The 14,403-nt window shown below is 62.1% G+C and carries 17 protein-coding genes; 9 read left to right on the top strand and 8 right to left on the bottom strand.

Features of this window, described 5'->3' with window-relative positions; translation table 11 throughout:
* Together PMI31_RS08780 and PMI31_RS08775 are read right to left on the bottom strand one after the other, a co-directional pair.
* Positions 1-315: NnrS family protein (locus PMI31_RS08780; RefSeq protein ID WP_008017557.1), on the bottom strand; the 315-nt coding region annotated here is incomplete at its 3' end.
* A complete protein-coding gene (locus tag PMI31_RS08775) occupies positions 315-563 on the bottom strand; it encodes a hypothetical protein (protein ID WP_008017555.1) in 249 nt (82 codons plus the stop codon). The genes PMI31_RS08775 and PMI31_RS08780, both read right to left, overlap by 1 nt.
* A gap of 266 nt (positions 564-829) precedes the next feature.
* On the opposite strand from PMI31_RS08775, the gene PMI31_RS08770 reads away from it, so the two are divergent.
* Complete coding sequence (locus tag PMI31_RS08770) at positions 830-1,333, top strand: VOC family protein (protein ID WP_008017554.1); 504 nt, start codon at positions 830-832, stop codon at positions 1,331-1,333.
* Positions 1,334-1,366: 33 nt separating this feature from the next.
* On the top strand, positions 1,367-2,200 hold the full coding sequence (locus PMI31_RS08765; RefSeq protein ID WP_008017553.1) for an AraC family transcriptional regulator: 834 nt from the start codon (positions 1,367-1,369) through the stop codon (positions 2,198-2,200).
* Between the two features lie 17 nt (positions 2,201-2,217).
* Here PMI31_RS08765 and PMI31_RS08760 read toward each other — a convergent pair whose 3' ends face one another.
* Positions 2,218-2,805 (bottom strand): LysE family translocator, encoded by a 588-nt coding sequence (locus PMI31_RS08760; protein ID WP_008017551.1) that lies wholly within the window; start codon positions 2,803-2,805, stop codon positions 2,218-2,220.
* A gap of 91 nt (positions 2,806-2,896) precedes the next feature.
* Positions 2,897-4,228 carry an aminotransferase-like domain-containing protein gene (locus PMI31_RS08755; RefSeq protein ID WP_008017550.1) on the bottom strand — a complete coding sequence of 444 codons (1,332 nt, stop codon included), beginning with the start codon at positions 4,226-4,228 and terminating at the stop codon, positions 2,897-2,899.
* An 89-nt stretch (positions 4,229-4,317) separates the two neighbouring features.
* Here PMI31_RS08755 and PMI31_RS08750 point away from each other — a divergent pair, with 89 nt between their 5' ends.
* The 5 genes from PMI31_RS08750 to PMI31_RS08730 all read left to right on the top strand — a co-directional run bounded on the left by PMI31_RS08750 (position 4,318) and on the right by PMI31_RS08730 (position 8,659).
* Complete coding sequence (locus tag PMI31_RS08750; RefSeq protein WP_008017549.1) at positions 4,318-5,214, top strand: DMT family transporter; 897 nt, start codon at positions 4,318-4,320, stop codon at positions 5,212-5,214.
* A 91-nt stretch (positions 5,215-5,305) separates the two neighbouring features.
* On the top strand, positions 5,306-5,926 hold the full coding sequence (locus tag PMI31_RS08745) for a LysE family translocator (protein ID WP_008017548.1): 621 nt from the start codon (positions 5,306-5,308) through the stop codon (positions 5,924-5,926).
* A gap of 181 nt (positions 5,927-6,107) precedes the next feature.
* Positions 6,108-7,190 (top strand): bifunctional transcriptional activator/DNA repair enzyme AdaA, encoded by a 1,083-nt coding sequence (locus PMI31_RS08740; RefSeq protein WP_043302293.1) that lies wholly within the window; start codon positions 6,108-6,110, stop codon positions 7,188-7,190.
* Between the two features lie 34 nt (positions 7,191-7,224).
* Positions 7,225-8,037, top strand: coding sequence for an isocitrate lyase/PEP mutase family protein (locus PMI31_RS08735; RefSeq protein WP_008017546.1), 813 nt, complete (start codon positions 7,225-7,227; stop codon positions 8,035-8,037).
* A 4-nt stretch (positions 8,038-8,041) separates the two neighbouring features.
* Entirely contained in the window at positions 8,042-8,659 is a 618-nt protein-coding gene (locus PMI31_RS08730) for a DNA-3-methyladenine glycosylase family protein (protein ID WP_008017545.1), read from the top strand.
* Positions 8,660-8,798: 139 nt separating this feature from the next.
* Here PMI31_RS08730 and PMI31_RS08725 read toward each other — a convergent pair whose 3' ends face one another.
* The 3 genes from PMI31_RS08725 to PMI31_RS08715 all read right to left on the bottom strand — a co-directional run bounded on the left by PMI31_RS08725 (position 8,799) and on the right by PMI31_RS08715 (position 12,008).
* Positions 8,799-9,896, bottom strand: a complete 1,098-nt coding sequence (locus tag PMI31_RS08725; RefSeq protein WP_008017544.1) for an extracellular solute-binding protein — start codon at positions 9,894-9,896, stop codon at positions 8,799-8,801.
* A 2-nt stretch (positions 9,897-9,898) separates the two neighbouring features.
* Positions 9,899-11,023: an agmatine deiminase gene (gene aguA, locus PMI31_RS08720; protein WP_008017543.1), complete on the bottom strand. Its 1,125-nt coding sequence runs from the start codon at positions 11,021-11,023 to the stop codon at positions 9,899-9,901.
* A 100-nt stretch (positions 11,024-11,123) separates the two neighbouring features.
* A complete protein-coding gene (locus PMI31_RS08715; protein ID WP_008017542.1) occupies positions 11,124-12,008 on the bottom strand; it encodes a LysR substrate-binding domain-containing protein in 885 nt (294 codons plus the stop codon).
* 234 nt (positions 12,009-12,242) lie between these two features.
* Between PMI31_RS08715 and PMI31_RS08710 the strand changes: the two genes are divergently transcribed.
* Positions 12,243-12,731, top strand: a complete 489-nt coding sequence (locus PMI31_RS08710) for a GFA family protein (RefSeq protein WP_008017541.1) — start codon at positions 12,243-12,245, stop codon at positions 12,729-12,731.
* Between the two features lie 36 nt (positions 12,732-12,767).
* On the opposite strand, the gene PMI31_RS08705 is transcribed toward PMI31_RS08710, so the two are convergent.
* Positions 12,768-13,376 carry a tRNA-(ms[2]io[6]A)-hydroxylase gene (locus PMI31_RS08705; RefSeq protein ID WP_008017540.1) on the bottom strand — a complete coding sequence of 203 codons (609 nt, stop codon included), beginning with the start codon at positions 13,374-13,376 and terminating at the stop codon, positions 12,768-12,770.
* Positions 13,377-13,538: 162 nt separating this feature from the next.
* Here PMI31_RS08705 and PMI31_RS08700 point away from each other — a divergent pair, with 162 nt between their 5' ends.
* The gene (locus tag PMI31_RS08700) at positions 13,539-14,402 is read left to right on the top strand and encodes a universal stress protein (RefSeq protein WP_008017539.1); all 864 of its coding nucleotides are present in this window, start codon (positions 13,539-13,541) and stop codon (positions 14,400-14,402) included.
* Position 14,403: the final 1 nt, after the last annotated feature.

Below are 14,403 nucleotides of genomic sequence, written 5' to 3'. Positions count from 1 at the left end.
CGGCAGGAGCCACGCCAGCCGCGCCAGCAGCCACACCTGCACCAGGCCGATCAGCGGCCAGCCCTTGAGCCCCGGCCGGCCGGTCCAGTTGGGCACCGCAGTCAGGAGGAACCCGGCAATGATGGCCGAGGCAAATCCGAAGGGCATTTCATGCCGATGCCAGGCGAGCATGCCGCCCACCGGTTGCGCACCGGGCAATCGCCCGTACAGCCACAAGGCCCAGATAGCCACGGCGATGGCGGCGAAACCGGCACCGGCGAGAAAGAACGGCCGGAAGCCCAGACTGAAGACCGGTGCAACGGCAAGCCGGCGCATCAAGCCACCACCCGGACCAGGCCTCGGCTCAGCCGATACTGGGAAAGCAGGCGCATGACGTAGCCGATTTTCAACAGGGTCGGGCCGACAATGGTCATGGCGTGCAGGGTCACCAGCACGACGATCGACAGGTGGCCGTCGTAAAGATAGGCACCGTAGATGCCGGCCAGCAGCATCGCCAGGCCAGCCCCGAGCACACGACTCGACAATTCAAGGACGTTCTGAGGGTTGCTGAAGAAGTTGAACATTTCGCGTACTCCTGAAGGCTTTCAGTTGTACGTTTACCTGATCAAGTCCCGTGCCAGCTTTTTACCCCTTTAAATCCAGGCACTTGTGCGCACATGAGTCATAAAGACCCACCACGCAAATAGTCTATATGACTCATATCGACGTCATTTCGACTATAGCATCACAACCACGTGGCAATTTTCTCGATCTACGGTACGGCCAGACGACCAGAGGCTGACTACTCTGAAAGTCCGGAACATGCGCAATCCGCAGAGGAGTTGGCACCATGCAACGCGTACAAAAACTCACACCCTGCCTGTGGTTCGACAATCAGGCCGAAGAGGCGGCTAAATTCTATTGCTCGATCTTCGATCATTCGAAAATCACGGCCATCACCCATTACGGCCACGCCGGTTTCGAATTCCACGGCCGGCCCGAAGGTTCGGTCATGACCGTCAGCTTCGAGCTCGACGGGCAGAGCTTCACTGGCCTCAACGGCGGGCCGTTGTTCAAGTTCAGTGAGGCGGTTTCATTTCAGGTCAATTGCCTGACCCAGGAAGAAGTCGACCATTACTGGGGCAACCTGTCGGCCGGCGGCGCGCCCGAGGCCCAGCAATGCGGTTGGCTCCGGGACAAGTTCGGGCTGTCGTGGCAGATCGTCCCCGTCGCCATGATGGACATGATCAAAGACCCGGACACGAAAAAATCCCAACGGGCCATGCAAGCGATGATGCAGATGAAAAAACTCGATATCGCCGAACTGCAACGAGCCTTTGACGGCGAGAGCTAATACACTCGGGCACTGACCTGCCGAGGAGTGAGCATGAAGCACGCCGTTGCCAAAAACGCCGACAAGGCCCCGCGCTTCTGGCGCGATGATGCCCTGCCCTTCATCGAAGCCCGCTCCATCGCCGACGGGCGCGAAGTCTGCTACACCCGGCATGCCCACGAGCACTTTTCCATCGGGGCGATCACCGCCGGGCGCAGCACCTATATCCATGAGCAGTGCGCATTCGAGGTCAGCGCCGGCACGGTCGTACTGATGAACCCCGGCGACGTCCACGCCTGCAACCCGATCGAAGACCAACCCTGGTCGTACCTGATGCTGTACGTCGATACGCCGTGGCTGACCGATCTGCAGCACCAGCTGGGGTTCAGCGATGACACGGCGTTTCGCCGCTTTTCGCTGACCCATACGCGGGACGCCAACCTGTTTGCCGGCCTTGCGGGCTTGTATGACGTGCTGGTCGACCCGCAACAGGATGTGCTGCGCAAACACAGCGTGGCGGTGGAGTTTTTCACTGATGTACAGCAGCGATTGAACCCGGTCGACCCGCCGCTGCGCGAACCCAATTTCAAGCTGGAGCGTGCCGCCGATTACATCCGCGATCACTGTACGCAAACCCTCAAGCTCGAAGATATTTGCGAGGCGGCGCAACTGTCACCGTCCTACCTGATCCGCGCCTTCAAACAGCATTACGGCATGACGCCCCACGCGTTTCTGGTGAACCGGCGCATCCAGTTCGCCCAGGATCAATTACGCAGCGGCAAGCTGATTGCAGATGTGGCGCTGGAAGCGGGGTTCGCCGATCAGGCACATTTTCAACGGGCATTCAAACAGCATTTGGCGGCAACGCCGGGGCAGTATCGGGGTTGAATATCCAGTGACTGCCGTTACGGCAGCAGCAGATACACCGCGCTCACCACCAGCAGCAATGCCATGGCGCGATTGAACAGGCGCATGCCGGCCGGGTTGTGCAAAAAACCGCTCAGAAACGTCCCGGCATAAGCCCAGCAACCCACCGACAGATAGCAGATCACCAGATAAATCGCGGCGAATTGCCAAACCAGCCGCGCCTCGCCATCGGCGACAAACGCGCCCATCCCAGCCACGCAGGCCAACCAGGCCTTGGGGTTGAGCCATTGCATGATGGCGCCATACAGCATCGACGGGGCCTGTGCCGATTCACTGGCTTGCACCTGTCCATTGTCGGCCGCCAGCTTGAAGGCCATGTACAACAGAAAGGCTACGCCCGCCCATTGCACCACCTGCGTCAGCGCGGGCCACTGTTGCAACAACTCATGCAGGCCCAACCCCATCAGCACCAACAGCAAGACAAACCCCAACGTGGCCCCGGCCACATGACGCTGGCTGGCCCGCAAGCCAAACCGCGCGCCGGAACTCAACGCCACAATGTTGACCGGCCCCGGGGTGATGGACGCGACCAGCGCAAACGCCGCCATGGACATCATCAGACTCATTGCACACCTTCTTCCGTTGAATTGAACAAGGTGCTCAAGGTAAAGCGCCGACCGGCTCGCGTATTGAAGAAAACTGCCCTGCCGCACCTCGCTACGAGTAATAACCAACGACGCTTTTCACTTTGTTCAGGGCAATGCGCAGGGAGCCCATGTCCACCGAGCCCAACGCCAGGCGTATCGCGTGCGGTACATGGGCCGAAATCGCAAAGGGCTCGGCTGGCGACACCGACACCTGCTCGCGCATCAGCGCCATGGCGACCTGGTCGGCCCGGGCGTCTTCGGCCAACGGCAGCCAGATGAAGTAGGAATTCGGGTGACTGATGGTCCCGAGCCCCGCCAGCACCTCCCGGGCCAGGGCCTGCCTGGCTTGGGCGTCGGCCCGTTTCTGCGCTTCCAGCTGGCTGACGGTGCCGTCGTCGAGCCAGGCCGTGGCGATGGCGGTCATCACGCCGGGGGTGTTCCAGGTGGTCGCCATGATGGTGCGCTCGAAGGCGGCGACCCATTGCACGGGTGCGGCCATGAAACCAACCCGCAGCCCGGTGGCGACATTCTTCGACAGACCGGACACGTACACCGTTCTCTCAGGCGCCAGCTCGGCCAGTGGCGGCGGTACGTTTTCGGCCAGGAACGCGTAGGCGGCGTCCTCGATGATCGTCAGGTCGTGCTGGCGCGCTATTGCCACCAGTCGCTCGCGCTGATCGGCGTCCATCACCCAGCCCAGCGGGTTGTGCAAGGTCGGCATCGAGTACAGGGCCCGTACCGATCGGATGCGGCAGAGTTTTTCCAGGGCGGGCAGATCAGGCCCGGTATCCGTGACTGGAATGGGCAAGACTTCCAGATGCAGTGTTTCGGCCAGCGTCTTGAAACCGGGATAGGTCAACGCATCAGCGGCGATCACATCGCCAGGCTTGAGCAGCGTCATCATCGCCACCGTCAGGCCATGCTGGGCGCCGCTGACGATCAACACCTGCTCGGCCGGCACGTTCAGCCCGCGTTCGACCAGATGGCGCGCGACCGAGGCCCGCTCATGCAGGCGCCCCGCGTGGGGCTGATAGCGCAGGAGGGATTCCAGGTCACCGGACAACGCCAGCTGACGCAAGGCATTGCGCAGCAGGTCGGCCTGACCGGGCAATGACGGGTAGTTGAAGTTCAGGTCGATCATCCCCGCTGCCACCACATGCTGCGAGATGCCCTGGCCCGGTGGCAGCGAAGTCTCCCTGACAAAGGTTCCGCGTCCGGTTTCGCCACTGACCAGGCCCATGCCCTCCAGCTCGGCATACACCCGGCTGGCGGTGACCAGTGCCAGGCCGTGCTCAGTGGCCAGTTGCCGGTGAGTCGGCAGGCGCGTGCCGGGCGGCAAACGCCCGCAACGGATGTCGGCGGCAAAGGCATCCACCAGGGTTTTGTAGCGCGATCGAGGCATGTCGCGATGTATCCATGACAATTTTTTGATTGTATCGATATTCGCTCATACGATGAGTTTCGTGCAATCAGACAATGAGCGTGAGCCAAATGGAACGGACCTCGAACCTGCAACACCGGACGCTGGAAAACAGCACCAGCGGCTGGATCAATGGCCTGATCGGCGTGGTGATCTTCAGCGGTTCGCTGCCGGCGACACGGGTGGCGGTGCTGGAGTTTGACCCGGTGTTCCTCACGGTCGCCCGCGCGACCATCGCTGCGCTCCTGGCGCTGTGCCTGCTGTGGTTATTCAAGGAAAAACGTCCGGCGCGCGATCAACTGATACCGCTGATGATCGTCGCCCTGGGTGTGGTCATCGGGTTCCCTCTGCTGACGGCGCTGGCACTGCAATACGTGACGTCCGCACACTCCATTGTCTTCGTCGGCCTGTTGCCCCTGGCGACGGCGGTGTTTGGCGTTCTGCGCGGCGGCGAACGACCACGGGCGGCGTTCTGGATTTTCTCGGTGCTGGGCAGCCTGCTGGTGGTCGGGTTTGCCCTGTCCCAAGGGCTGACCGCCTCCCCGCAAGGCGACATCCTGATGCTGCTGGCCATCCTCGCCTGCGGCCTGGGTTATGCAGAAGGCGCGAAGCTGTCGCGCACGCTCGGTGGCTGGCAGGTGATTTCCTGGGCGCTGGTACTGTCGCTACCGGTCGTGGCGCTGTTCAGCTGGATGCGCATGCCGGTCTCGCTCACCGACATCAGCACGCCGGCCTGGTTCAGCCTGGCTTACGTCTCGCTGTTCAGCATGCTGATCGGTTTCGTGTTCTGGTATCGCGGCCTGGCCCAAGGGGGCATCGCCGCCGTTGGGCAATTGCAGCTGCTGCAGCCGTTTTTCGGCCTGACCCTGGCCGCCACTCTACTGCATGAACAGGTCAGCCTCGGCATGCTGGGTGTCACTGTCGCCGTGATCCTCTGCGTCGCCGGGGCGAAAAAATTCGCCAGATAGCCCCTTGTACGGTGGTTTACGCCCGTCACTGTATGGGTCTGGCCACCGCGTTGCTGTGATAAAAATAGCGCTCTTGCTTCAGGAGCCCACCATGGACCTCGCCACCCTCACCCTGTTTCTGCCGGCCTGCTTCGCCCTCAACATGGCACCCGGCCCCAACAACCTGCTGTCGGTCAGCAATTCGACCCGCTATGGCTACCGCACCGCGTGTGTGGCCGGCATCGGCCGGTTGCTGGCGTTTGCCGGGATGATTGCCCTCGCCTCGGCGGGGCTGGCGGTGGTGCTGCAAACCTCCGAGCTGCTGTTCTACGCCATCAAGATCCTCGGCGCGGCGTACCTGTTCTACCTCGCCTGGCAGCTGTGGCGCGCCGATCCAGGCGTCGAAAACGTGCTCACCACCGCCCCCGTGGGCACGCTGGCGCTGGCCCGCCAGGAATTCCTGGTCGCGGCCGGCAACCCCAAGGCCATCCTGATTTTCACCGCATTCCTGCCGCAATTCGTCGACTCGACCCACGCCATTGCGCCGCAGTTCGTGGTGCTGGGCGCGCTGTTTCTGGTGCTGGAATGGATCGCCATCGGCGCCTATGCCTACATGGGCCTGCACATGCGCCGCTGGTTCGCCAGGCCGTCGGGCAAGCGGATATTCAACCGCTGCTGCGCCGGGTTGCTGTCGGCGGCGGCTTCGGTGCTGCTGATGGCGCGTCGAGCCTGAAAGGCTCGTTTTAATGTGGGAGCGAGCCTGCTCGCGAAAACGTTGTGTCATCCGATATTGAGGCGCCTGACACGCCGCCTTCGCGAGCAAGCTTGCTCCTACAGGTCCAGGGCTTTCCAGTGCGAAATTCGCTGTCGATTTTCCGGTGGAGGCCACCCATGAGGCGATCTATGCTGCGCCCATGAACCTACAAAAAACGCTGCTGCCGCCCCGTGCCGAGATGGTTCGCGCCATGCTCGAGCGAGACACGTCCTACGAGGGGGTGTTTTTCACGGCGGTCAAGACCACCCGAATCTTCTGCCGCCCCGGTTGCACCGCCCGCAGCCCGAAGCCTGCGAACGTCGAGTTCTTTGCCAACACCGAACAATGCCTGGCAGCGGGCTACCGCGCCTGCCTGCGCTGCAAACCGCTGGACAGCGCCGCCAGTGCGCCGGACTGGGTACAGAAGCTGTTCAAGTCGGTAGATGCCGCCCCGGAGCAGCGCTGGACCGACACCCGGCTACTGGCCGAAGGCATCGAACCATTGAAACTGCGTCGCTGGTTCAAGCAGCATTTCGGCATGACCTTCCATGCGTGGCTGCGCGCCCGGCGCCTGGGTTTGGCGTTGGACGGAATTAAACAGGGCGGCTCCATCGACGACGTCGCATTCGATTCCGGCTACGAGTCCCTGAGCGGATTTCGCGATGCCTTTCAGAAGTCGTTTCACATCACCCCGGGCCGCGCGGCCAACAGCGAGCCGCTGCTGTTCACGCGCCTGACCACGCCGCTGGGGCCGATGATCGCCATGGCCGAACGGCGTGGGCTGGTGCTGCTGGAGTTTCTCGATCAGCCATCGCTGACCCCTTCGGTCGAAGTGCTGCAAAACCGTTTCGGTTATGCCGTGGCACCGGGACACAACCTGCATTTGCAACAGATCGAAGCGCAGTTGTCCGCGTATTTCGCCGGCACGCTCACTGAGTTCAGCGTTGCCCTGCACATGCCCGGCAGCGAGTTCTCTCGCCGGGTCTGGGCGGAACTGGCAAAGATCCCTTACGGCCAAACCACCACCTACGGCGCCATCGCGGCGACTCTGGGCAAACCCGGTGCCAGCCGGGCGGTGGGCCTGGCCAATGGGCATAACCGCCTATCGATTGTCGTGCCGTGCCACCGCGTGATCGGTGCCGACGGCTCGCTGACCGGCTACGCTGGAGGCCAGCCGCGCAAGGCGTTTCTGCTCAGGCTGGAAAACGCAAAGGTGCAGCTCACGGAGCCATTGGCGTTCTGATCCCCCACAGATTTTTCATTAGGAAGGAAACTCGATGGACAGGCTCGACAATCATCTGCACCAACTGCATCACGATGGCTTGCTGATCCTCACCAACGTCGCCGATGCCGCCGGGGCGCGGCTGGTGGAGCAACTGGGCAACAAGGCCGTGGCCACCAGCAGCGCGGCGGTGGCCTGGGTGCATGGCTACCCGGACGGCAACACCCTGCCCCTTGAACGCCTGGTCTCGACCGTCGAGTCAATTGCCCGGGTCATTTCGGTGCCGCTGACCGTGGACATCGAAGCCGGTTACTCCGATGACCTGGAACGGGTGGCAGACGTAGTTGACGCCGTGATCGCCGCTGGCGCGGTCGGGATCAATATCGAGGACGGCTCCTCGCCTCCGGAGTTGCTGGCACGCAAGATAGAAACCGCGCGCCAGGTTGCCGATCGCCGCCAGGTGAACCTGTTCATCAATGCGCGCACCGATGTCTACTTGCGCGGCCTGGTGCCTGCCGAGGATCGCGTCGCCGAAACTCTCAAGCGCGCCGCGCTGTATCAGGCGGCCGGTGCCAATGGCCTGTTTGCCGCGGGCGTTACCGCCGAGTACGAGATCAAGGCGCTGTGCCATGGCACCTCGCTGCCATTGAATGTGCTTGGCTTCCCGGGCCTGCCGTCACCCGAAGTGCTCGAGGCACTGGGCGTGCGCCGCCTGTCCGCAGGTTCAGGCATCGCCGAATTCCTCTACGGTGCCATGGCCGGCATCGCCAAAAGCTTTCTGCAATCCGGCAAGCTCGATACCCATGACCTGAAGGCCCTCACCTATGGCGAAGTGAACGCCCTGTTGAAACCGTCCGGGAAAGCCTGAACCCATGTCCGACGGCTATCGGGCGGCCAGTGAGTTCCTGGCCGCCATCGATGACGATTGGCGCCGCCATATCGACACCATCGGCCCGTGCCTGCACCAGCCGCATGCGGCGCGTGATCCGTATGAGTCGCTGGTGCGGGCGATTGCCTATCAGCAACTGCATGCCAAGGCCGGCGATGCGATTGTCGGCCGGCTGCTGGCGCTGTTCGGTTCGGGCTCGTTTCCCAGGCCTGAACAGATCGTCGCGACAGATTTCGACAGATTGCGCAGTTGCGGGTTTTCCGCGAGCAAGATCGCGACCATTCAGGGCATCGCCCAGGCGGCGCTGGACGGCGTGGTGCCGGATTACGTCACGGCGCTGGCCATGGATGATGAAGCGCTGATCGAACGCCTGATCACGTTGCGCGGCGTGGGCCGCTGGACCGTGGAGATGTTGCTGATCTACAGCCTGGATCGGCCGGATATCCTGCCGGCGGATGACTTTGGCGTACGTGAGGGCTACAAGCGACTCAAGGGGTTGGAGGTGCAGCCGACGCGGCGGCAAATGATCGAGATCGGGATGGGGTGGAGCCCGTTCCGGACGGTGGCCTCCTGGTATTTGTGGCGGGTGCCTGGGCGGTAGACCGCGTTATCGTTCTTCGCTGGCAAGCCAGCTCCTACAGTGTCCGAGTCGTACACAAAATATATGTATACCGCTAAACCCGTAGGAGCTGGCTTGCCAGCGAAGGCGTCAGCCCAGTCAATACATCACCCGAAACAGATCACAACCCCGACTTCAACCGACTGAACGCCCGAATCAGCGCCCGGTTGAACGCCTTGCCATTGTCATTCTTGCTGTACAGCGAAGCCCTGACCGCCGCCGGCGGATACGTCCCCGGGTCATTGCGGATCGCCGGGTCGATCAAGCCGTCCGCTGCCGTGATCGCATTGGCGTAGTGGATGGTGTCGGTGATCGGCGCGATCACTTGCGGGGTCATCAGGTAGTCCATCAGTGCAAGACCGGCCTTTGGATGCGGCGCATCCTTGGGAATGACCATGGCATCGAACCAGATCAACGTGCCCTCCTTCGGAATGCGGTACGTCAGCGAGTACGGTTTACCCGCTGCCTCAGCCTGGCCCGCTGCGATGCCCACGTTACCGTTCCACGACATCGCCACGCAGGTGTTGCCGTTGGCCAGGTCGCTGATGTTCAGGTCGTTGTCGAAGTAACGAATGTACGGCCGAATCTTCGCCAGTTGCTGCTCGGCCAGTTTCAGGTCGTCGAGGTTCTGGCGGTTGATGTCCAGCCCCATGTATTTCATGACCGCCGCAAACACTTCGTTGGGATCGTTGAGCAGGCTGACCCCGCAATCGGCGAATTTCGCGACCACCGCCGGATCGAACAGCATCGCCCAACTGTCTGTCGGCGCGCCGGGCAGGCGTTGTTTCACGGCCTCTTCCTGATACCCCACGCCCGTGGTGCCCCAGGCGTAGATCCCGGCATAGCGGTTGCCCGGATCGAACACTGCCATGTGCTGGCGGAACTCTTCGCCGACGCCGGCGAAATGCGGCAGTTGCTGCTTGTCGACCGTCTGCACCGCGCCACTCTCGATGGCCCGGGACAGATGCTGCCCCGCCGTCAGCACCAGGTCGTAGCCACTGCGGCCGGTCAGCAACTTGGTCTCGACGGTTTCCAGGGAATCGAAGTGGTCGGCCACCACATGAATGCCGGTTTTTTCCTCGAAGTTCTTCAGGGTGTCCGGGGCCAGGTACTCGCCCCAAATGTACAGGTTGACCACCGGTGTGGCGGTTTCGGCGGCCTGCACACACAGGGGGGCAAGCACCAGCAGTATTGCTTGAGTCAGTTTGTGCAGGCCCACGATCACGCTCCCTTTTTGCTTGAGGTCGTGGCGGCGTACTGCGGCATGGTGATGCACGCGACGTTGCCGCCACCGAGGAGGATTTCCCGGGAGTTTTCAATACCGACGATGCTGTGTTGCGGGAACAGTTCGGCCAGGGTCGCCAGCGCCACTTTGTCGTTGCGATCACCAAACAGCGGCACCACGATGGAGCGGTTGCCGGCGTAGTAGTTGATGTACGACGCGCAGATTTTCGTCCCGGCCTGGCGGGTGTGAGTGCTGTCCTGCCGGTCCAGCCCTTCGGCTTCTTCGGCTGTCCACTCCAGCACATCCGGCTGCGGCAGCTTGTGCACGATCAACTCGCGGCCACGACTGTCGCGGGTGCTGCGCAGGATGTCGTAGGCCTCCTGATAGATTTCCCACTGCGGGTCATCGCGGTTGTCGGTCCATTGCAATACCACTTCACCAGGGCGCACGAAGCACGCGAGGTCGTCGACATGGCCATCGGTTTCGTCGAACTTGCAGCCCCGCGGCAGCCAGATGACCTGCTCGGCGCCGAGGTAATCGGTCAGGCGACGGGTGACTTCGTCCTTGCCCAGATGCTGATTGCGGTTGCGGTTGAGCAGGCATTGTTCGGTGGTCAGGATGCTGCCCTGGCCGTCGCTCTGGATGCCACCCAGTTCGGCAATCAGCGGCGCGCGATAGCGGTCGAAGCGTTCGATTTCGAGAATTTTGCTGGCGATCTGGTCGTCCTTGTCCCACGGGTAGTACAGGCCGCCGTCGAGCCCTCCGTAGGCGTTGAATTCGAAGTCAACGCCGCGCACTTCGCCGCTCTGATCATTGACCACAAAGCACGGGCCGCTGTCGCGGAACCAAGTGTCATTGCAGGTCATTTCCACCACACGCACCTGCGGCGGCAACTGGCGGCGCGCGGTGGCGAACTGTGCCGCCGAGGCGCACACGGTGACCGGTTCGCTCATGGAAATGGCGGTGACGATCTGCACCCAGACTTTCTGCGCCGGCTTGGCACCATTGCGCCAGACGTCGGTGCGCTCCGGCCAGCCGAGCCAGCAACCGGACTTGGCTTCGAATTCACCGGGCAGACGGAAACCGTCCTGTTTGGGAGTGGTGTCAAGCAAACGTGCCATGGTCAAACCTCTTCAGCAGGGATTGGAATGACCACAGGCTAAGGGCGTTGGCGACTGGCCCGCCAACGATGATTATTTCGGAATACTTGAATTCAACTCATCAATCGAGCAACTGATCGTTGAACCATTCCAGCATCTGCGCCACCGCCGGACGCTCCAGCCGCACCCGCTCGCACACCAGTGCGTATTGGCCCAGGGCGGTCATGCTCGACGTAAACGGCCGGACCAGCCGACCGCTGAGCAAATCTTCCTGAGCCGTCAGGTTGTCGCCCATGGCCACGCCCTGCCCTTGAGCGGCGGCTTCGAGCGCCAGCCCGGCATGGGCGAAATACAACTGGCGGTCCGGGCGCTGGTCGCCGGCATGGCTGGTGAGCCACGCGGTCCAGGTCTTGCCGTCCTGGTCGTCGTGCAGCAGGCAATGGCGGGCCAGGTCCTTCGGGGTTTTCAGGGTGCCCTGGTTGAACAGGCCGGGGCTGCACACCGGGAAGAACTGCAACGCCGGCAGCGGCCTGACGAAATACGCGGTGCTGTCCACCGGGCCGGTGCCGTAGGTGATCGCCAGGTCGATGTCTTCCCCGGGCGCCGTGGCGTCGATCGGTTGTTCGTACAGATGCAGGGTGATGTGTGGATAGCGTGCGTAGAAATCCGTTAGGCGGCTCATCAGCCACTTTTGCGCCAGCTCGGCGGTGACCGCCAGGCGTAATACCGCCAGGGAGGAAGGATCGCGCAGTTCATCGCAGGCATCGCCAATCAGTTCGAAAGCCTGTTGCAGGCTTTGCATCAGGCGCCCGGCGGCCAGGGTCGGGCGAATCTGCCGGCCTTCACGCACGAACAGCGACACACCGAGTTGCTCTTCGAGTTGGCGAATCTGATGGCTGACCGCGCTGTCGGTCACGCACAACTCGGCCGCCGCCCGACCGAAATGGGCGTGACGGGCGGCGCATTCGAAGGTTCTGAGGGCTGCCAGGGAAGGTAATCGTCGCATGGGTTTCAGATCCCGGTTTCGAGGCGCCCATGCTGACCGGGCCATTAGCGTGCGTCCAGTGGCACCGCGTTATCGTTCATCGCTGGCAAGCCAGCTCCCACAGGTTATGTGCCGGGCACAGGTTTTCTGTTCGCTTGCAATCCTTGTGGGAGCTGGCTTGCCAGCGATGGCGCCGGCACTGCTGATCCCTATCTTCTAGGCTGATCTGTATCACTTCAGCCACCGGAGACCACCATGCACCTCGAAGGATCCTGCCATTGCGGCGCGGTGTCGTTCAGCTTGACCAGCGCCCACCCCTACCCTTACCAGCGTTGCTACTGCTCGATCTGCCGCAAGACCCAGGGCGGTGGCGGCTATGCGATCAACCTCGGCGGCGATGCCGCCAGCCTCAAGGTTCGCGGGCGCAAGCACATCGCGATTTACCACGCGCGGCTCAAGGAACAAGGCGACAAACGCGCCCACAGCAGCACCGCCGAGCGGCATTTCTGCTCGGTGTGCGGCTCGGGTTTATGGCTGTTCAGTCCCGAATGGCCTGAGTTGATTCACCCCTTCGCCTCAGCCATCGACACGCCACTGCCGGTGCCGCCGGAGCACACGCACCTGATGCTCGGCTCAAAAGCGCTGTGGGTGGAGGTTCAGGCGCGGCCCGGGGATCAACAGTTCGATCTGTACCCCGAAGAGTCCATTGCGCAATGGCATGAACGCCTGGGTTTGAGGCGCTAGGTTCTGCGCGACACTGTCTTGAGCGCTATTCGAAGCTCACGCCGCGGCCGGTACGCCGCTATGGAAGCGGAATTCCACATCCGGGGACTCGATCAGTTCCTGCTCGGCGGCACGAACCTTGTCGATCACCTGGGCGATGTCCTTGGCGTCCCCGTACTGGTAGGCCAGTTTCAGGTAACCTTGGAAGTGCCGGGCCTCGCTCTTGAGCAGACCGAAATAGAACTTGCCCAGTTCTTCGTCCAGATGCGGCACCAGCGCTTCGAAACGCTCGCAACTGCGGGCCTCGATGAATGCCCCCACCACCAATGTGTCCACCAGTTTCACTGGCTCGTGACTGCGTACCACCTTGCGCAGCCCCGACGCATAGCGCCCGGCGGACAGCTGGCGCAGCGCGATCTTGCGGCGTTTCATCAGGCGCATGACCTGTTCGTGGTGCACCAGCTCTTCCCGGGCCAGGCGCGACATCATGTTGATCAGGTCGACATGGGAGTGATACTTGGCGATCAGGCTCAACGCGGTGCTGGCGGCCTTGAATTCGCAGTTCTTGTGGTCGATCAAGAGGGTTTCCTGATCGGCCAGCGCGGCTTGAACCCAGCCGTCGGGGGTGCGGCAGCCAAGGAACTCGTGAATTTCGGGAAGGATCATGGGGCTCACGGAAAAATAGGTTCAAAACGAAGGGCGCCGATTATACCGGCCTGCCCGCAGACCACCAGTCGCCAACCGTTGATATGCATCAAGTCCCCGAATCGCAGACAGCAACTATAGTTGTGCAACGCCGTGCTTTTTCATTTTCAGGAGATCCCGATCATGCAAGCCGTACGCAGCATTCTGGTGGTCATCGACCCCGAACACTCCGAAAGCCTGGCGCTCAAACGGGCCAAATTGATTGCAGGCGTGACCCAGGCGCATCTGCATCTGCTGGTGTGCGACCCCAAGCATGATCACAATGGCATGTTGGGGGTGCTCAAGGCCGCTTTACTGGAGGACGGTTACAACATCACCACTGAACAGGCCTGGAATCAGAGCCTGCATCAAACCATCATCGATGTGCAGCAAGCCGAAGGCTGCGGACTGGTGGTCAAGCAGCACTTTCCCGACAGCGCACTGAAAAAGGCCCTGCTGACACCCGAGGACTGGAAATTGCTGCGCCAATGCCCTTCCCCGGTACTGCTGGTGAAAACCGCAGGTTCATGGAAAGACAAAGTGATCCTGGCGGCTGTCGACGTCGGCAACACCGACGCCGAACACCGCCACCTGCACGACACCATCATTGATCATGGCTATGACATCGCGACCCTGGCCAAGGCCCACCTTCACGTGATCAGTGCCCACCCGTCGCCGATGCTGTCATCGGCCGACCCGACGTTTCAGCTCAGTGAAACCATCCAGGCGCGCTACCGCGAGCAATGCAGGTCGTTCCAGGCTGAGTTCGACATCGACGATGAACACCTGCACATCGAGGAAGGCCCGGCGGATGTGCTGATTCCGTTCATGGTGCACAAGCTGCAGGCGGCGGTGACGGTGATCGGCACCGTGGCCCGCAGCGGTTTGTCCGGGACCTTGATCGGCAATACGGCGGAAGTGGTGCTGGATGCGGTCGAGAGCGATGTGCTGGTGCTCAAGCCGCAGGAGATCGAGGATCATCTGGAGGAGATTGCCGGCAAGCATTGAG

Source organism: Pseudomonas sp. GM55 (genome assembly GCF_000282395.1).
In the GTDB taxonomy this organism is placed as follows: Bacteria; Pseudomonadota; Gammaproteobacteria; order Pseudomonadales; family Pseudomonadaceae; genus Aquipseudomonas; species Aquipseudomonas fluorescens_CC.
Note: the sequence above shows the minus strand (reverse complement) of the source record. Positions and strands in the feature narration are given on the sequence as shown.